This is a genomic window from Synechococcus sp. ROS8604 (genome assembly GCF_014279655.1).
Taxonomy (GTDB): domain Bacteria; phylum Cyanobacteriota; class Cyanobacteriia; order PCC-6307; family Cyanobiaceae; genus Synechococcus_C.
Genome location: NZ_CP047946.1, coordinates 1,068,631 through 1,086,114, shown reverse-complemented (window position 1 = coordinate 1,086,114; position 17,484 = coordinate 1,068,631). Strand labels below are relative to the sequence as shown.

The following is a 17,484-nucleotide window of genomic DNA, read 5'->3' as shown; positions in this document are numbered from 1 at the left end:
GCAACATGTCTCCTCAGCTCACGCTTCAAACCCCCCTCGAGCTTCCCCCTTCGGAAGTTCCTCATTACCTCGATCAGCTGTGGTCCGGCGATCAAGAAAGCAGCATTGGGGCTCACACCTTTTGCCTGTTGATCTGGCAGCCGGCATGGGTGGAACAGCAACTGGTCCGCACAGGAAGGCTCGAGGGCCCAATCATGGGCGTGCAACGCGATGAGGTCGAAAAGGCTGGACGAAAAGCGGTGCTCGATCTTGATCTCCCCCTCAGCACCCCGCCGCTGGTGAGCTCGGTGTCAAACAGTCTGGCCAAGATTGATGGCAGCCAAACCAGTGACGACCTTCGTGGTCAACATGTGGACGGGGCCTTGAGTGCCCTGAGGCCGCGGCGCTTGATCACCCTTGCCCCCAGCCTGGATTCCAGCCGCCCGTTAGAAACCCTGGTCGCCGCCTATTGCCCCTTACCGGAAGAAGGCGGGGGCACCGTTGCCTGTGGAGATGTGGTGGTGCTCCGCGGCGGAACTGGAGCCCTGCGAGAGGGACTCAACACGTTGCAGCCCCTGCTTCCCGAAGACCTGCCCTCCTGGGTGTGGTGGAACGGACCCCTGGATGAGTCGCCTGAGCTAATGGAGCAGCTCTCGATCGCGCCTCGCAGGCTGATTCTCGATTCCGCTCTTGGTGATCCTGCTTACTGCCTAACCCTGCTCGCCAACAGGCTCGCAAGCGGCCAAGCCGTGAATGACCTGAACTGGTTAAGGCTGGGCAGCTGGCATCAAACCCTGGCGATGGTGTTCGATCCGCCGCAGCGTCGCGATGCCCTCAGCCACGTGGTGCAACTCGACATTGATGTTGAGGGAGATCACCCGGTCCAAGGCCTGCTGTTGGCCTCTTGGATCGCCGATCGACTGGGCTGGACCCTAAAGACCACCCATCGGCATGAGGCCAAAACCAGCGATTCCACGATCAGCGCCGAGTTCCAACGTCCCGATGGAACCGAGGTCCCGCTGCGGGTGTCTCCCGTACCCATGGGGCAACCCAGTCTTCATCCGGGACAAATCGTGGGGCTGCGGATCATTTCTAAACCCGAACAGGGTGGGGCGATGTGTGTGATTCTCTGCGCGGAATCCGGAGGTTGCATGCGCCTCGAAGCCGGGGGCATGGCCAGCATGGAACTCGTGGAAGAGGTGGTGCCCTTGCTTCATACCCATGTGGAAGCCGACATGGCTCGACTGCTTGAGGGCGGGCACGATTCCTCCAACCCGCTCTTGGCGGCGGCGGCCCCTCTAGCTGCCAAGCTTCTCAGTTGATTCCTAGCTGAGCAGCATGGCCTGTGTGATCGCTGCTCCATCTAGCAGCAGCGGCAAAACCCTGCTCAGCCTCAGCCTGATCTCCTGGGCGCAACAGAAGGGATTGAGCATTCAACCCTTCAAGGTGGGGCCCGATTACCTCGACCCCCAACTGCTTGGGGCCAGTGCGGGGCGCCCATGCCGCAACTTGGATCTGCCCTTGTGCGGACCCGACTGGGTGAAGACCAGTTTCCATGGCTACGGAGGTCGCTGCGACCTAGCCCTCGTGGAGGGGGTGATGGGGCTGTTCGATGGGATCGGCTCAACCGGAGAAGGAAGCAGCGCAGCCGTGGCCAAACACCTGCAGTTGCCGGTGGTGTTGGTGGTGGATGCCGGCGGCCAGGCGCGATCACTCGCCGCGCTCGTGAGCGGATTTCGTGATCTTGACCCCGACGTGCAGTTTGCTGGTGTGGTGCTCAATCGCGTCAGCACGGAGCGCCATCGCTCGCTTCTCGAAGATGTCTTAGCGTCCATTGACGTGCCCTGCCTGGGCTGTCTTCCGCGGGATTCAAGCCTCGAACTACCCAGTCGGCATTTGGGCTTAGCTCCAGCCCACGAGCTCGATCAACTGAATGTTCGCCTGGGGCAATGGGCAGCGATCGCTGATCAACATCTCGAGATGGAGGTCTTTGAGAGGCTGATGGCAGCGCCAACGCCGGGTCCAGAGCCGATCCAAACCGTGCTCGCGAACGCTCTGGTGCAGGACACCCAGCGAGAGCCACTGCCAGTGGCCGTCGCCCAAGACAACGCCTTCCATTTCCGTTATCCGGAGATGCAGGATTGCCTCGAGGCACTTGGGATGCCAGTGATCCCTTGGCATCCCCTGGAGGACGAGCCGTTGCCGCAAGCGGCCTATGGACTCGTGATCCCAGGAGGCTTCCCAGAACTCCACGCCAAACAACTCAGCCGTTGCCAACAAAGCCTGTCAGGACTGCGCGACTGGCTGCAACACAAACCGCTGTATGCCGAATGTGGCGGGATGTTGATGTTGGGGACCAGCCTGATGGACGGGGAAGGAGAAACCCATGCCATGGCGGGCGTCTTGCCGTTTCACGCCCAACGCGGGACATTACAGGTGGGATATCGCCGCCTAACGGCAAGCTGTGACAGCTTGCTTTTGAAGGCAGGTGATCAGTGGATGGGGCATGAATTTCACCGCTGGCAACTCAGCGAGGAACCTGTGGGCAGATGGCAATCGCTGTGGCAGGTTGATGGCTGGCATGTTGATCGCAGAGAAGAAGGATGGGCACTTCCAACCGTTCACGCAAGCTGGGTGCATCTTCACTGGGCCAGCTCATCGACGATCTCATGCCGATGGCGCGACGCTCTCGAAACCGTGGCGAATCAGATGGCGACCGATCCATAAAGGCCACGCGTCAGAGACAACAGCCCTTGAAGGAGCGCTGGCGGTTCTTAATCGAAGGCAGCGTGCAAGGGGTGGGATTCAGAAACAGCTGCCGGCGACGCGCCCTCGACCTCGAACTTTGCGGTTGGGTTCGAAATCTCAAGGACGGGAGAGTGGAGGTCCAAGCCGAGGGAGGCGAAATGGCCTTGAACGAATTTCGACTGTGGTGTGAGCGCGGCCCGAGCACGGCAACCGTCAAAAGGGTGCTGCTCTCCAAAATGCCCGTCACGGGCAATGACTGGTTTGACATTCGGGCTTAAGAGGGACCAGACAGCAACGATCTTCAAGTGAGCTAATCCACACCATGGACCATGAACGTCAGATCTGGTTACTTCGACACGGAGCCACTGAATGGGCCAAAAATGGACGGCACACCGGCAACACTGATTTGCCCTTGCTGCCGGAGGGCGAAGAAGAGGCCAGGCTGCTTGCGCCTGCCCTCACATCCCATCGGTTTGCAGCTGTGTTTAGTTCACCGCTTCAACGGGCAAAACGCACCTGCGAACTCGGTGGCCTAGGCCAACAACGACGGATCATGGAAACCTTGCGCGAGTGGGATTACGGCGATTACGAAGGAATCACAACCCCTGAGATTCGCAAGAGCATTCCGAACTGGACGGTCTGGAGCCATGGCTGCCCCAATGGCGAAGATGCGGAAGCCGTGCAACAACGCTGTGAACAATCCATTGCCAGCGCCTTAGCGGAGCCGGGGGATGGAGATGTTGCCTTATTCGCCCACGGGCATTTGCTTCGTGCCCTGACAGGCACCTGGTTGGGACTCGGCGCAACCGGTGGGCGCCTGTTCCAGCTCGACACAGGAACGATTTGCATCCTGGGCTTCGAGCGAGGGCAACGTGCGATCACCCGCTGGAATGCCCCTACCAATGGCTTGTTTTAGAGGCTTGGCAGCGTTCTATCGCCAATGCGTATGTATCTCTATGCACGAAACAAGACTTCCAGTTCAAGCTTCTGCTGTAGAGACTGGATCTCTTCAGTGGGAGGGTGGCGTTGGAGACCGTCACTCTTTTTTGCGCTGAACCAACCCCGACCCTCACAGAAAAATGGGTATGTATCTCTACGGACATTTCTCCATCCCTAAGCCATCTTTATTGTGGAGCTATGACTGGGGAGTTTTAGTTCCATACAAAAGGGACGGTCTTGGAGAATGCGACCGTTCTTTTTTATGAAACAAATCATTTTTGTTGGCACATCGTTTGCCTTGGCTGCATAGCTATTCAAACTTTGCTCACTCGTTAATGCACACTAATAGCAAACACCAAGAGTCAGCTGCCCTAATCCATCGCCATTCAAGTTAACCGCCCCTTCAGCAAGGCTGCCTTTCAAGAGACTTAAGAAACAACACAGACAAGCAAACTTTTAAGCGGCGGATATCCATGCCTAGACCAAGCCTCTCAAGCGAGAAGCAATGAATACAGAATTCCAATATGTTTCGTTCGTCAACTATCACAACGGAATGAATTCCCATCCGTACAATCGCTACAATGCGGGTTCAGAAGCTGCCAGGATTACTGGTAATTTCTACCTACCAAAGGTACACGGACATGATGAAGCCGTACGTTTTATACGTGTTCACACTGCCAGATTGCGAACCCACCGCAAAACTCAAAGCGTACGTAGACACACTTACAAAGCCTCAACAAGCCACACTCGAATTCGTTCCCTTACGTGGACCTGATGGCGGGTTCACCGCCCTTGCAGAAAAGCTTCAAGTCGATAGCGCGCCCACCCTCGTTGTCACCTATGAAGGCCTATCTTGCGAACTTGATGCCGATGGTGACGAAGATTGCGACTACACAGAAGAACCGGTAGAGCGCCTGATTGGCGTTGACGCCATTACCAAACATCTGCTCAGCACCATTGACGGCTATACAAATGCGAATCCACCTGAATAAAAAAGAAGATTAACCAGGGCCCCAGCTGATTATCTTGCCGCATCAAATACAGACTGATTAACCTCATTGCAATGGCCGTTCATATTCACCTTGGTTGCAATCATCCAAGCGAGAAAATCCATCTCTGAGCTTAATTGACCTGGCGGATAACCTCTATTCCCAAGTTCCCATTTAACGACAAACCGTTTTCATTTTTGCTGAGATTAGCTTTTAAGCTACGGCCTGTCATTTCTGTTTCATCCCATTGACTGTCTTTATGGGACATAAACCTATTGTTAGCGAGGTCAATCTTCAAAAACAATGTTTCTTCTTTTGTCTCCTCTTTGATCAGCTTCTGAGTTTTAATTTCAGTAAAAACAGCTCGTGTGGTTGTCTTACACTCCAGAAAAAGGACGTCATCAGCCAAGGCAGGAGACGCTGAAAAAAGCAGACCGCTGAGAACAAGAAAACGTTTCATCCAATCAAAGTAGCAACAACAAAAAGGCCAAGGCAATGCAAAATCCGAAGGAGGGAAGGGGATGCTGAATGTCGCAATGAGAACCCCAATCGAAAATGATCAGTCCGGCACTGCCAGCTTTTTCAATGGCTTAGGATTATTTTTTCATCGTATTCAATTCTATTAAATCTTTTTCAGCAGGCCAGAATCAAGTCTTAGCCTGGAAGAACTGCGACGTGAAACTGCAATAATGAACTGCTACGTGGAACCGTCCAAGCAGTTCATCATCAAGCAGACACCCCCATTGAGGAGAGGCTCAAAGCAGCTGATTGAGCGCAGAACCTAATACGATCGAGCTGGCATTTTGCGTTTCCACTAAACGATGAGCGACACCACGCTCTGGGCTGAGCTCCTCGCCTATGGAACTGGCATCGGCCTATCCCCGATTCACATCGCCGTGTTGTTGCTGCTTCTCCTAGGACCGCAGCCATTGCGACGTGGTGGCTGGTTCGTGGCGGGATGGATCATCACCACGATGGCGACATCTGTTCTCTTGGTCACCGTGGGCCATTCGCTGGTGCTGGACATGACGCAAGGCTCCCATCACCGCACTGGATTGGATCTCCTCGCAGGTGGAGCCTTAATCGCCGTTGGAGGTAGGGAGCTGCTGCGCTCCTTGACCGATGGAGACTCACCTCCGGCATGGACCACGAGCGTGGACCGCTTTGTAAACATGCCCCTCCCACTGCTGTTGTTGTTGGGTGCGGTGGCGGAAGTTGCCAGTCCCGACGATCTCGTGCTGTTCGCAAAATCAGCAGGGGTGGTCTTGGCGGCCCAACTGCCTACATGGCAAGAACTGATTGGTCTTTTGGCCTTCACCATCGGAGCAAGCCTTTTGCTGCTCACCCCATTGATCGCCGTTGCGGTTGGCCGCAACAAAGTTGTGCCTGTATTGGAACGCGGAAAAGAAGTGCTCTTTGCTCGTGGAGAACTGGTTGTCGCCGCCGTCAGTATTGGGATCGGGGGCTACCTCGGCTGGCAAGGAATTAGTGGCCTCACCATGACCTAAACAAACGCTTGAAGGAAATCAAGCAGGAGAACTAACCACTCCTGCTTGAAACTTAGAGCTGTGCTCCGAAGCATTCAAAGGCCTTGTTGCTGACGAATGATCCACGCTGATGCTGCTTGCTGTTGCTTCCACGCGACAAGCAACTGTTTAGCGATCGATTGCAACTCCTCAACGTCTTTAGAACCGTCAATCTCTCTTGAAAACTTCTCGATTTCGAACATTTGCCCGATAGTCAAAGCAATTGGATCCATGGGTCTTTTTGCTTGGCGAGCTGAATTTAGCCCTTAAGCAATGACGACGCAAATCCATCAGGTAGTGATTGCAACCGATTTGACGATTACATGCTCAACTCACTACATTTCGCTTATTACAGATCATTGCCTAACAGCGCTTATGCCTTTGATTGAAACAGCTAATTAGCCTAAAAAGCATTGTGACGCCTGGCATCGATGCACTTCTCCTGGAAACAACACCTAGAGCTTTCCAGAAAAGTATCTAAGAGTGCAGACGCCCATCAAGGCGTTGCTCTCGCTCTGATGGGAGTGGGTTTATCGATGCTGGCCAAGGATCTATTGGCTGCTGAGCTGCTTGATCGTTCGAGTACACAGACACCAACGAAGAACTAACCTTTCGATCACAAAGAGATTGTTCGCCTTTGTCGCCGCAGATAGTACAAGATACAAAGCCTCTCTTGCCAGGGAATGATCAGCTGAGCAACAAAAGAAATCGGCTTTTCATGGGCTCTACAGCAAGGAGAGTATTGATAGATACAAACCGCATCAAAGGAAGGCTATAAATTTTTAATACTGATCATCAATCAGATGCTGATGACGAAAACACGCACCACAAATAATGAAGCGATCCCAAAAGGACAATTAATGCATTTGGCCCACGAAGTTGCCAGCAAAGCGATTGAAATGCAGCAAAATAATGACAACAATAGAGATGCAGCCTTCGACATCACAGTCGCATCATTGCCACCGGTATGTGCCCTGTAACAGGATCGCATCAGATCCTGCAGCCGCGATTGAGCAGACCTATCAACGAAAAGCATTTGTGCCGTGTCAACCAGACATCCGACAGAAGCATCATCAAACCAATAACAATCAACAGAAGTAGGTATTTTTACTCGTTAAAAGAATTATGTAGTTGCTGATGCCGAGGGCATGAATACCTCCTATTAAGTTAGTGTTATCCAAAGGAGTAGTCATGAACTTTACAGTTCCCACAATCTCAATTGGCATCCTCACATATACATTATTTCATCTCTGCTTTTCACATATCATGCATTAATGGCTATACAGCCAAGAGCACCCGATTCGTAACGGCCGCCTGTAGCGATCAGCGCAGGCGGTTTTTTATTGCATGATCAAGCACATATAAAGCAAACAAAAAAACACGTAAGCAGGCAAGACAACTCTTCACTGATGCAAAGCAAGCAAATAAGCCTAGGAACGATTTATATCGCAATCATTTACTTGCCAGCAAATGAAAATCATCTTACTCAATACCCACTTGAGAGAACAAGATGAAAGCAATCCCAACCGGACACTCACACTCATCAATCACAGAGCGCTGGGGTAGCGTCGACGCTTACCTGGAATGCGTCACAAGTTGCGACCTTAAGGATGGCGTTTGCGTGACCATGTGCATCACCAAGCATCTGGAGCCGCAAACAGCATCAGAAGAATAATCATTTTCTATGCATCCACCTAGGGAAGGAAGATTAATCCTGACAGTTTTCACACAATCATTCATAACACCTGCTGAATAGCGTCACAAAGACAAGAATATGCCTTCGCTTCTTGCTTCTGAATAGACCTGCAAAGCGCGTATCAAGAGTCTCATAGGATTACGAGCAGATTCGAGCCCTTGCAGGGCTTTTGACAACCATCTTTAGCTTAAAAAAGCCGATCTTTTATCCCCTTAGAGATGCTCTGCAGGGCATGAAGATCTTCTGTGATCCCTACCCATTCACATGAACAGCAGACATGTCATGGGTGTGATTCATTTTTGAAGAGCCCGCGACCAGCGTTCCACCGCTGCGGCAGATGATGACTTTCCCGCTATCCAAACAGCCTCTTGTGCCCGGCTTACAGCGACATAAGCCAACTGGCGTCGCAGGACGAGATCCTGTGGCCAGAACACATCATCGGCAACAAACACCTCTCCGAAACTGCTGCCCTGACTGCGGTGAACGGTGAGTACAGCGGCTGGACCCAAGGAAGCAAAAGCATCACGGATCAAGAAATAGCGGCGCCAAAGGGGCCGCCCACCCCGCTTTCCCGCATCTCTTGCCTGCGTGCGTAACCCCTGAAGCACACCATCAAGACGCTGCCGCGCCGCACTCCCGGACGGTGGCTGCAAGCGCAAACTGAGCTCTAGCTCACCACTACGAACCCTCGCCGTCACGGTCTCGATCACAGGGGCCTCGAATCCAGCGAGAGCCATCTGCGTCTCCCCCGCAAACCCAAATTCAGCCAGGTCACAGCGTTCAGGGGTGACGTCCTCCACCACCACTTCACGATTCGAGCCGAGCACCAGATCGGGTTCTTCCCCTGTCTCTGCGCCGTCGCGGGAGGCAGGGGCCATCACCGCTGTCCGGCTGATCAGGACTTCACCTGGAAGAACGGCCATCTGATCGGCCATCTCACCATGAATGGCCCGTCGCGCATGGGGCACAAGCGCATCCAGAGTGCGATTGGTGTAGCAAAGAATGCGTGCTGCATCAGGGTTATCACAGGCCGCAGCACGGCGCAGACCCTCTTGAGCCTGGATCAACCAAGCCGAGCGATTGAGCACACCCACCTGACCCAATTCGCTGCGCAGCGGTGGCATCAAGGGCGGGAGCTCACAGGGCAAGCGTCCATCGCGCAGGCAGCTCGCCAGCTGAAGCACTGGGCCTTGATGACGAACCACTTGCTTGAGCGACGCCGTGATCGCACGGTCCATGGAGAACACAGGGCTATCCGCTTCCCCCACCGGCGGAAGCTGGGCCGGATCGCCAACGAACACCAGCCGAGTCTTGAAAGGATGCGCGCACTGCAGTGCGACCGACAACAGCGAGCTATCGACCATGGAGGACTCATCGACCAAAACCAGGCCGAGATGTTCCAACGATGCCGCCGTTTGTTCCGTGGATTCGCAAACCTCCCGATCCCCCTGGCGTCGCAACTTGAGACGCAACAGTCGATGGATGGTGGAGGGGTACCAGGTGGGATGAAGGCCCTCTAAATCAAGGGCATGGCGCAACACACCCACCGCTTTATGGGTGGGAGCCACAACGGTCCAACACAGGCCTGTGGCTTCCACTTGGCGCAGCAAGCGCATCGACAAGAAGGTTTTGCCGCTGCCGGCATAACCGCTCAACACAAACGGAACGCCAGGGTCTTCGCTTGCTAACCACGTCTCAAACAATGCAGCTGCTGTCTGCTGATCGTCGGTAAGAGTGGCCTCAGACGGCTTCAGCCTGCTCACCCGCTGAACAAACCAAACGTTTGGGCCAAATGCAGGGGCGACCCCACAAAAAAGAGTCCAGGGAGGGCGATTAAAGGTCCCAGCAAACTGCCCACCAACACCTCCGTTCGGGTGTGACCAAGCCGTTCTTTGAGTGGCTTCTCCGGTTGGTTAGGCCAGAGCGAGTCAGGCAATTCGTTGAGGCGAGCAGCCGTGAATCCTGCCGCCCGGCGCACCCCACTGGCGTCGTACATCACCACAAAAGCCACCGTGGCAGCCAGCGCAAACGCAGGCTGATCAAAACCGATCTGCCAGCCCACGCCAGCGGCTGTACCCGTGACCAATGCCGAATGACTCGAAGGCATTCCTCCGGTTTCAACCAACACCGCCGGCCTCCAGCGCCGATTCAGCACCAATTCCAGGAAGAGCTTGGAGAACTGCGCCAAGCCGCAAGCCGCCAATCCCCAGGCGAGCACAGCATTATCCAAGATCTGTGCAGGCATAGACAGGGTCGACATCATTGAAATCACCATGGTCAACAATCGCGACTCGCCACGTAATCGGCGAGAGCTAACAGGGGTGCCGCCTTGTCCCGCCATGGGTCGAGCGCCGCTTTGGACTCCCGCACCAACTGCAACGCCTTCTCGCGCGAAGCTTCAAGGCCTAGAAGCTTGGGATAGGTGGTTTTATCGGCGAGAAGATCCTTGCCTGCCGTTTTGCCTAGCACCTCGCTGCTGGCAGTGACATCGAGGATGTCGTCAATGATCTGGAAGGCCAAACCAATGCCATTGGCGTAGGTGCGCATCGCCTGCAGTTGGTCATCACTCGCGCCTCCGATCAAAGCTCCGGTCACCACACAGGCACGCAGCAACGCCGCGGTCTTGTGAAGGTGGATGTACTCAAGGGTCTCTAGGTCAACCGCTTGGCCCTCGGATTCAAGATCCACAACCTGACCACCAACCAAACCGGGGGCTCCAGAAACAAGAGCCAACTCACCAACAACCCGCAACAAGCGATCCGCCGGCACGTTTGGACTGCGGACGGCCACCATTTCAAACGCGCGACTGAGCATGGCATCACCCGCAAGGATGGCCATGGCATCGCCATACACCTTGTGGTTGGTCGGACGTCCCCGTCGCAGGTCATCGTTGTCCATGGCCGGCAAGTCGTCGTGAATTAACGACATGGTGTGGATCATCTCCAGAGCCACCGCCGTTGGCATGGCCAGTTCGGACGATCCCCCGACTAATTCACAAGCGGCAAGACACAAAATCGGCCGCAAGCGTTTCCCCCCCGCCAGAAGGGAGTAGCGCATGGCATCACGCAAGGATTCAGGACGCTCGGGCCCCATCGAAGAATCCAGGGCCATCTCCACACGATCGCGGGAGAGCTTGAGGTACGCCGCAAAGTCAAACGTGGAGGGGAGCTCACCAAAGGGCGGCACGCTTTCGGGGCTAGTGGCCGCAGCGGACATGGTGAGCGCAGTGCTGAGGGGATTCTCTCAGGCCGAGGGGGTCAAACCACCAAATCGGACAAGTCCAACGCAACTTGATGGCGTCGACACCAGGCCACCACAGTGTTGACTAGCAACATCGTGACCGTCATCGGGCCCACTCCTCCAGGAACTGGAGAGAGCGCTGCGACAACCGGTTCGAGCTCCTCCGCGCGCACATCACCGCAAAGCCCGCCTTCAGGGCGGCGATGGATACCAACATCCACCACCACACAACCCGGTGTGATGTGATCGGCACCGATCATTTCGGGGCGACCTGCTGCCACCACAAGAATCTCAGCCTGACGGGTCATCGATTTCAGATCTTGCGTGCGTGAATGGGCCACCGTGACGGTGGCGTTCGCCGCCTGCAGCATGAGGGCCATCGGCTGGCCAACAAGGATGCTGCGGCCCACCACGACGGCACGCTTGCCGGCGGGATCGATGCCCTGATCACGAAGCATCGCCATCACGCCGGCAGGTGTGCAACTTCGTGGACCCTGCTCACCCTTCAACAGGCGCCCGAGATTCAAGGTGTGCAATCCATCGGCATCTTTGTTCGGATCGATTTCAGCCAGCAGCGGGGTCTCATCCAAGCCCTTTGGCAGCGGCAGCTGCAGCAGGATTCCATCCACCCGTTCATCAGCATTGAGCTCGCGGATGGCTGTCAACACCTCCTGCTGTGAAGCATGAGCTGGGAGATGAGACCCGAAGCTCTCCACCCCAATGCGAGCGCAGGCCTTCTCTTTGTTGCGCACGTAGACCGCACTGGCGGGATCGTCGCCAATGCGGAGGACAGCAAGGCCTGGTGAACGCCCTGCTGATGCCGTTCCATTTGCAATCTGCTGCTGCAAGCGCGCTTCTAGCTTTGCGGCGAGCTGCTTGCCATCCAGCCGGAGAGCCATCGAGGTCTGTTGACACTGATCCCAGCATGCTTCCTCAGTGGGGCTAGCGTCTGTATCAGTGATCAACAGCTGTGTTCCGATCTCATCCTCTGGCCAAGCTCTGGAGAAGCTGGTTGCGGAGTGAGTCACCGCGACGCCCTGTGCTGCGTTGGAACCGCCTCCAAAAGGCTGGACTGCTTCTGGTCTGCATTGCCGTTGCGCTTGTTTCCAGCTGGCCCTGGCTGGTGGAACCCGACTTACGCCCCGGCATCCCAGCACCGTTCGATTCCTTTGCTCCGAAAGCCGCACGGGTGGTGGACAGCGAAGCGCTCGAACAGAGGAGATCCAGCTTGATGCCCAACACCTTTGTGCAGGTGGTGGATGCGCAGCAATCAAGCCTTCTCAAGCTCAGACTCGAGCGTCATCTCGCCGAATTGGAGCGCGTCGCCAGGAGCCAGAACATCGATCGAATTGGCCCCGTCAATCTGACCACAGACGAACAATCCTGGCTGGAAAAACGATCGCAACAGGATCGCAAAAACTGGGACATGACGATCCGCAGGGCTGTCGATCGGATGCTCAGCCAAGGTCTTGTGAACACGCTGGCGATTGAACAGCTCCGAAAGGCCTCATCCCTGCAACTCGAAGCCTTGGGACCTGAGGACGCTCCAGCCAGAACCCTTGGCAGCAAGATCGCGACGACCACACTTCAAGGAGCCAGCAACCTCCAGACCGATCCCCTGCGCAGTCAACGACTGATTGAAGAGCTGATCACGCAACAAGGCATTCCAAGCATTGAAGTCAAAGCGGGCGATCTGATCACGCGCAAAGGCGAACCGATCAGTTCCCAGGCCTACGACGTGCTCGATTTCTTTGGACTGATTAATCGCAGCCCGAAGCTGGGAATCTGGTTGTTGCGTTTCACCGAAGCACTGGCGAGTTGCGGCGTGATGCTGCTCGTGATGAAACGGGAAAGACCCTGCCTCGAGGCGTCCCACGGGTTTCTGGCAATAGGCCTCCTATTGATCAGCCAATTCAGCAAGCTTTGGTTTGGTGCAGCCGTAAGCCCCCTGGCTGTGATCGTGCCTCCCACCCTGCTCTTGGCCCAAGGGCTTGGAACCACCAGTGGCCTGGCCTGGATGGCCGTGAGCTGTTTGCTGTGGCCGACTCCCGTGAGTGGATTAGGCGAAGGCCGGCTGCTGATCACGGCGGCCGTTGCAGCGATCGCCGCCATTCAGGCCGGTCGATTACGCAGTCGAGCGCAGTTGTTGCAACTGGCGGTGTTGCTCCCCTTGGGTGCGTTGGTCGCCGAAATGGTGGTGCTGAGGCAACCGTTTGAAGCCGTGAACCTGTCCTGGACGCGGCTCACACCCGACACCGGAGAACTCGCGTCCGAGGCCCTGCTGATGGGTCTGCTGATGATGCTCACGATCCTGTTGATTCCCCTGCTGGAGAGCTCATTCGGCCTGCTCACTCGGGCCCGTTTGATGGAACTGGCGGATCAAGAGCGTCCATTGCTGCGACGGTTGTCGTCAGAAGCACCTGGAACCTTTGAACACACGCTGATGATCTGCGGGCTGGCCGAAGAGGGCGCTCGGGCCATTCGGGCCGATGTGGATCTGATCAAAACCGGATCGCTCTATCACGATGTGGGCAAACTTCATGCCCCGAACTGGTTCATCGAAAATCAAACCACCGGCGAAGAGAATCCACACACCAAATTGAACGACCCGGTGGCCAGCGCCGGAGTTCTCCAGGCCCATGTGGACGAAGGCCTCAAACTGGCCAGGCGCTACCGCTTGCCGCGGCCCATCGCGGATTTCATTCCGGAGCATCAAGGCACCTTGCGCATGGGCTTTTTCCTGCATCAAGCCCAGCAGAGGGACCCAACGATTTCAGAACACCTGTTTCGCTACCGAGGCCCCACCCCTCGATCCAAAGAAACCGGAATCTTGATGCTGGCTGATGGCTGTGAGGCCGCCTTGCGATCACTCCCCCCCGACACCAGCGACATCGAAGCGCAAACCACGGTGAAGCGCATCTTGGAGGCGCGCTTAGCCGACGGACAACTGAGGCAAAGCGGACTCAGTCGCGCCGAAGTTGACCTGGTGATGCATGCCTTTGTGCGCGTCTGGAGGCGCATGCGACACCGCCGGATTCCCTACCCAATCCCGGCGAAACGCAGCTTCAGCGCCTAGGCAATCGCTCGGGCCAAGGCAGAAGAGAGCGCACCCGAATGCGCTGCCCGCTGAAGGGGTCGGAAAAGCTCATGCCGAGCGCATGCAGATGAAGACGGTCAGGGGAGGAGCCAAGCCCAGGCGCTGCGTAAATCGGATCGCCGATCACGGGTAAACCAATCGCTGCCAAATGCGCCCGCAATTGATGGGAGCGGCCTGTTCGAGGAACAAGCCAAAGGCGTGAGCGGTCATCTCCAAGCTGGGCACAACGCCAAAGGGTCAGGCAAGAGCGCCCATCCCTGTGAGGCCCATAAAGGGGTGGGTGGGCAGACAATCGCGCCAATGGCACGCGCACCGATCCTGAGAGGGCCTTGGGATGGCCATGCACATCAGCCACATACAGCTTGTGCACTTTGCGATCGGCAAACAGGCCGCTAAGCCATTTCAAGCTCAGCGGATCCCTGGCCAACAGCAGCAAACCGGAGGTGTCGCGATCGAGACGATGCACGAGGCGGAGCTCCGGCAGCACAGCCTGAACCCGGCTGATCAAGGAATCGCTCTGGGCGGGACCAAGACCAGGCTGACTCAGCAAGCCGGAAGGCTTCTCGACCACCACAAAATGGGGATGCCAGCAATGAACCAAAAGCCCTGAGAGGGATGATCCGACCGACAAGTCCGATTTCTCGGCCATCGCTCAGAGGCGACCACCACGACGATGGCCGGGACGGCACCAGTAGAGCAGGGCCAGCACGTTGAGGAGGCCCAACACAATCGTGGCCACACCCAACACAATCGCTTGGTCTCCTCCCCCAAGAGCCAGCAAAGAGAGGCGGACGATCCCATAGGGCAGGGATCCAGCCAAGGCAATCGATAAGGAGACGATGGCCAAAATCACGCCCCAGTGCCGCTCACCAAGCAAACCAGCAGAGGCCACGATCCCCACGATCGCCGCCGGCCAAGCAAGCGCAAAAGCCACGCTGATCGTGGCGGCCTGAAGGCTGGATGCCTGAAACGCAACCAGACCAATCACGGGCAAAGCCAGCAAATTCCCGGTGAGCCCGAGCCAGGTCATCAACCAGTAGCCGGGCAACTTGGGACCCATCGAAGATCAGACCAGGAATGGCCACCGTAAACACCGGTGCGTCAACTCTCGTCATCCAACAAGGTTTCGAGCGTGGCAAGCAGCAAGGCAATCGCTTCTGCTCGGGTCAAGGCGGTATCACTCACCTCATCCACCCACCCCTGGCAGAGCGTTTCAATTTCCTCAAACAAGGGTCCCGCACTACGTAGTGCCTCCATCACGGCTGCGGAGGAGGTTTCATCCCGTTCATCGCCATCCATCACCACATAACGACGCCCGTCCTCTCCCATGTAGGTGAGACGGCCCTCTGCATCGATGTTGGGACCGGTAATCGGCGTGATCGGTGCGTCCTCATCCATCGCCTAACCCCACAGCAGGAGTGGTCTTTGGAGCACCACGTTTCAGACGATTCCCACAAAAACCTCGAAACAACGCTTTCACTTCAGCCATCGGCAATCCCTGCACCAGCCTTGCCTCAATTTCATCGCGCCGCTGAGACTGGTGATACAAACGCAATTCCTGAAACGAGCTCATCGACTGCTTCTCGATCTGGGCAAGGGCACTTCCAATCTGATGATCAGGCAAGAGAGGTCCCTGCTGACAATGCTGCATCACATGGGCTGATTCATGGGCCAGCACCGTCCACACCTGAGCAGGATCATCTTGAAGGTTGTTGGAGCACAACAGCAAGGCATTCCTTCCGGCATGAAAGGCACCTAAGAGTCCAGAGGGGCAGTCTTTTGCCACCAAGGTTTGGGTGCCGGCTTGACGCAGAAGAGAGGAATAGTCGCCGATGTCAGCCCATGACTGGGCACGCACTGGAGATCCAATCGAAAGAGAGCCCATCAAAGGGGCTCCAATTCCAACGAGGACAAACCACGAGGGACGAAGAACGGTTTTCCACATCAAGAGCCTGGCCTATGCCTGGTCTCATTCAAGACACAAGAGAGACTAACGAGAATGCGCAGCTTTGGATCTACAGATTTGCGCCAGACCCAAAGCCTTTCTCATCGGCAACGCCTAAGAACCGCTCAAGGCAGGATCAAGCGCTCAACGCTGGGAACTTTGTCGCGGAACGACTGCTCGCGATCCACACGGGTATTCACACGCAGCGTGGCATGAATCCTCGGCACCCCCTCACCATGCAGCCGCTCATGACAGCGCTTCACGCAAGCAAATACAGCATCCCAATCCCCCTCGATCGCTGTTCCATTCGGCCCGAGCTCATACTCAAGCCCCGACGCTTTGATCAGCTCGTTGCAGATCGCCACCCACGGCGCCAGCGAACCTTCAACGCCCACAGGCACCACACAGAGATCCACGCTCACGTTCATCGGTAAGGGCTCAAAGGACGGAAGAGGGCTCTCCGCCGTCACGAAGACAGGCCTGCGGATAGCGAATCGTTCTCCAAGCACCACAACTTGTTTGGACCTCTAAACCGATCCCACGCTGCTGAATAGAGAGATCACGGCCTTGCCCCGAACACCAGCTCTGAGCCGCTGCTTCAGCGGCATCCATCGATTCGTAGGGAGCATCCAGCACTGGGTGGGGACTGCCGTCCAAGGCAACTAGTCTGTATGAGGAACGAACAAGTTTCGGCAATGTTCCAATCACGCATCTGTCCCTAGTCTTCCACCTCTGTGCAACAACGCCAGCGGTGAAGCAAGAAGACAGCCGAAACGTCACGATCAGCTCACGATGAGCCACCCACAACTCCAAGCTGCACTTGAGCAGCTGATGGCGCGCGCGCCCTCGGCGTTGTTCAAACGAGCAAGACGCCTCTACCTCGACAAATACCCTCTGGACGGCCGCGATTGCCGCAGCGCTCTGCGGTTATTCGTGGCGGAGGAACGGGTCGAAGAATGGGTCGAACCCGACCCGGAGGCCGCTCCGCTGGGAAAGATTGCCGTCGTCACGATTCGGCCAACGCGTTTGTCCTTGGTGCACTGGCAGCAAAGCGAACCCGCCTCCGAACAGATGTGCTCCGATTACCTGCAAAACACCTGGGGGCTCGATCCCAGCGGCTTCGAGGCGATGAGCGATCCCTGGTTCAGGAATGGCGGGCAGCAAAAACAAGCCCAAGCCCCTGATGGCTTGATCTGGACCCGACGATCTACTTTTACGGCCGAAGCCCCTTCAACCGCAGCAAACGAGTGAGCCAGGGGCGCTCAGCAACAATGTCAAGGGTTGAAAACAAAGGAAATTCTGTAGACCGAAAGATCGAGCTTCGG

Annotated in this window: 22 protein-coding genes; 10 read left to right on the top strand and 12 right to left on the bottom strand. The window is 56.2% G+C overall.

The genetic code is table 11. The features are described from left to right. Positions 1 to 5: 5 nt before the first annotated feature. From SynROS8604_RS05740 to SynROS8604_RS05720, 5 genes are all read left to right on the top strand, one after another. Positions 6 to 1,301, top strand: a complete 1,296-nt coding sequence (locus SynROS8604_RS05740; RefSeq protein WP_186545471.1) for a glucose-6-phosphate dehydrogenase assembly protein OpcA — start codon at positions 6 to 8, stop codon at positions 1,299 to 1,301. A gap of 16 nt (positions 1,302 to 1,317) precedes the next feature. Beyond that, on the top strand, positions 1,318 to 2,706 hold the full coding sequence (locus SynROS8604_RS05735; protein WP_186545470.1) for a cobyrinate a,c-diamide synthase: 1,389 nt from the start codon (positions 1,318 to 1,320) through the stop codon (positions 2,704 to 2,706). Then, positions 2,655 to 3,005, top strand: coding sequence for an acylphosphatase (locus tag SynROS8604_RS05730; RefSeq protein ID WP_186545469.1), 351 nt, complete (start codon positions 2,655 to 2,657; stop codon positions 3,003 to 3,005). The genes SynROS8604_RS05735 and SynROS8604_RS05730 overlap by 52 nt, the downstream gene beginning before the upstream one ends. Before the next feature lie 44 nt (positions 3,006 to 3,049). Then, complete coding sequence (locus tag SynROS8604_RS05725) at positions 3,050 to 3,643, top strand: histidine phosphatase family protein (protein ID WP_186545468.1); 594 nt, start codon at positions 3,050 to 3,052, stop codon at positions 3,641 to 3,643. 664 nt (positions 3,644 to 4,307) lie between these two features. Further along, complete coding sequence (locus tag SynROS8604_RS05720; RefSeq protein WP_186545467.1) at positions 4,308 to 4,658, top strand: hypothetical protein; 351 nt, start codon at positions 4,308 to 4,310, stop codon at positions 4,656 to 4,658. Positions 4,659 to 4,788: 130 nt separating this feature from the next. Here the strand turns inward: SynROS8604_RS05720 and SynROS8604_RS05715 are convergent, their stop codons facing one another. After that, positions 4,789 to 5,115, bottom strand: coding sequence for a hypothetical protein (locus SynROS8604_RS05715; RefSeq protein ID WP_186545466.1), 327 nt, complete (start codon positions 5,113 to 5,115; stop codon positions 4,789 to 4,791). 361 nt (positions 5,116 to 5,476) lie between these two features. On the opposite strand from SynROS8604_RS05715, the gene SynROS8604_RS05710 reads away from it, so the two are divergent. After that, on the top strand, positions 5,477 to 6,163 hold the full coding sequence (locus SynROS8604_RS05710; protein ID WP_186545465.1) for a GAP family protein: 687 nt from the start codon (positions 5,477 to 5,479) through the stop codon (positions 6,161 to 6,163). Between the two features lie 74 nt (positions 6,164 to 6,237). Here the strand turns inward: SynROS8604_RS05710 and SynROS8604_RS05705 are convergent, their stop codons facing one another. Beyond that, the gene (locus SynROS8604_RS05705) at positions 6,238 to 6,414 is read right to left on the bottom strand and encodes a hypothetical protein (RefSeq protein ID WP_006852286.1); all 177 of its coding nucleotides are present in this window, start codon (positions 6,412 to 6,414) and stop codon (positions 6,238 to 6,240) included. Between the two features lie 198 nt (positions 6,415 to 6,612). Here SynROS8604_RS05705 and SynROS8604_RS05700 point away from each other — a divergent pair, with 198 nt between their 5' ends. Both SynROS8604_RS05700 and SynROS8604_RS05695 read left to right on the top strand, forming a co-directional pair. Beyond that, positions 6,613 to 6,789, top strand: coding sequence for a hypothetical protein (locus tag SynROS8604_RS05700; RefSeq protein ID WP_186545464.1), 177 nt, complete (start codon positions 6,613 to 6,615; stop codon positions 6,787 to 6,789). 201 nt (positions 6,790 to 6,990) lie between these two features. Next, a complete protein-coding gene (locus SynROS8604_RS05695) occupies positions 6,991 to 7,161 on the top strand; it encodes a hypothetical protein (RefSeq protein ID WP_186545463.1) in 171 nt (56 codons plus the stop codon). Positions 7,162 to 8,170: 1,009 nt separating this feature from the next. On the opposite strand, the gene SynROS8604_RS05690 is transcribed toward SynROS8604_RS05695, so the two are convergent. Genes SynROS8604_RS05690 through folD form a run of 4 tightly spaced genes read right to left on the bottom strand, consistent with a single transcriptional unit; the run spans position 8,171 to position 12,016 of the window. Further along, positions 8,171 to 9,640: an AAA family ATPase gene (locus tag SynROS8604_RS05690; RefSeq protein ID WP_186545462.1), complete on the bottom strand. Its 1,470-nt coding sequence runs from the start codon at positions 9,638 to 9,640 to the stop codon at positions 8,171 to 8,173. Next, on the bottom strand, positions 9,637 to 10,122 hold the full coding sequence (locus SynROS8604_RS05685) for a divergent PAP2 family protein (protein ID WP_255445229.1): 486 nt from the start codon (positions 10,120 to 10,122) through the stop codon (positions 9,637 to 9,639). Before SynROS8604_RS05685 ends, SynROS8604_RS05690 begins: the two co-directional genes overlap by 4 nt. A gap of 32 nt (positions 10,123 to 10,154) precedes the next feature. Continuing rightward, the gene (gene crtE / locus SynROS8604_RS05680; protein WP_186545461.1) at positions 10,155 to 11,093 is read right to left on the bottom strand and encodes a geranylgeranyl diphosphate synthase CrtE; all 939 of its coding nucleotides are present in this window, start codon (positions 11,091 to 11,093) and stop codon (positions 10,155 to 10,157) included. 41 nt (positions 11,094 to 11,134) lie between these two features. Then, positions 11,135 to 12,016, bottom strand: a complete 882-nt coding sequence (folD, locus tag SynROS8604_RS05675) for a bifunctional methylenetetrahydrofolate dehydrogenase/methenyltetrahydrofolate cyclohydrolase FolD (RefSeq protein ID WP_186545460.1) — start codon at positions 12,014 to 12,016, stop codon at positions 11,135 to 11,137. 71 nt (positions 12,017 to 12,087) lie between these two features. On the opposite strand from folD, the gene SynROS8604_RS05670 reads away from it, so the two are divergent. Then, positions 12,088 to 14,193: an HDIG domain-containing metalloprotein gene (locus SynROS8604_RS05670; protein WP_186545459.1), complete on the top strand. Its 2,106-nt coding sequence runs from the start codon at positions 12,088 to 12,090 to the stop codon at positions 14,191 to 14,193. On the opposite strand, the gene SynROS8604_RS05665 is transcribed toward SynROS8604_RS05670, so the two are convergent. The 6 genes from SynROS8604_RS05665 to SynROS8604_RS05640 all read right to left on the bottom strand — a co-directional run bounded on the left by SynROS8604_RS05665 (position 14,183) and on the right by SynROS8604_RS05640 (position 16,816). Beyond that, positions 14,183 to 14,863, bottom strand: a complete 681-nt coding sequence (locus SynROS8604_RS05665) for an RluA family pseudouridine synthase (protein ID WP_186545458.1) — start codon at positions 14,861 to 14,863, stop codon at positions 14,183 to 14,185. The genes SynROS8604_RS05670 and SynROS8604_RS05665 overlap by 11 nt on opposite strands. A gap of 3 nt (positions 14,864 to 14,866) precedes the next feature. Next, positions 14,867 to 15,274, bottom strand: coding sequence for a hypothetical protein (locus tag SynROS8604_RS05660; protein WP_186545457.1), 408 nt, complete (start codon positions 15,272 to 15,274; stop codon positions 14,867 to 14,869). A gap of 41 nt (positions 15,275 to 15,315) precedes the next feature. After that, positions 15,316 to 15,612, bottom strand: a complete 297-nt coding sequence (locus SynROS8604_RS05655; RefSeq protein ID WP_186545456.1) for a hypothetical protein — start codon at positions 15,610 to 15,612, stop codon at positions 15,316 to 15,318. Continuing rightward, positions 15,605 to 16,099: a hypothetical protein gene (locus SynROS8604_RS05650; protein WP_255445228.1), complete on the bottom strand. Its 495-nt coding sequence runs from the start codon at positions 16,097 to 16,099 to the stop codon at positions 15,605 to 15,607. The genes SynROS8604_RS05655 and SynROS8604_RS05650 overlap by 8 nt, the downstream gene beginning before the upstream one ends. Before the next feature lie 185 nt (positions 16,100 to 16,284). Next, complete coding sequence (locus SynROS8604_RS05645) at positions 16,285 to 16,587, bottom strand: MTH1187 family thiamine-binding protein (protein WP_006852273.1); 303 nt, start codon at positions 16,585 to 16,587, stop codon at positions 16,285 to 16,287. A gap of 10 nt (positions 16,588 to 16,597) precedes the next feature. Next, entirely contained in the window at positions 16,598 to 16,816 is a 219-nt protein-coding gene (locus SynROS8604_RS05640) for a hypothetical protein (protein ID WP_255445227.1), read from the bottom strand. 135 nt (positions 16,817 to 16,951) lie between these two features. On the opposite strand from SynROS8604_RS05640, the gene SynROS8604_RS05635 reads away from it, so the two are divergent. Further along, a complete protein-coding gene (locus SynROS8604_RS05635; protein ID WP_186545453.1) occupies positions 16,952 to 17,410 on the top strand; it encodes a hypothetical protein in 459 nt (152 codons plus the stop codon). Positions 17,411 to 17,484: the final 74 nt, after the last annotated feature.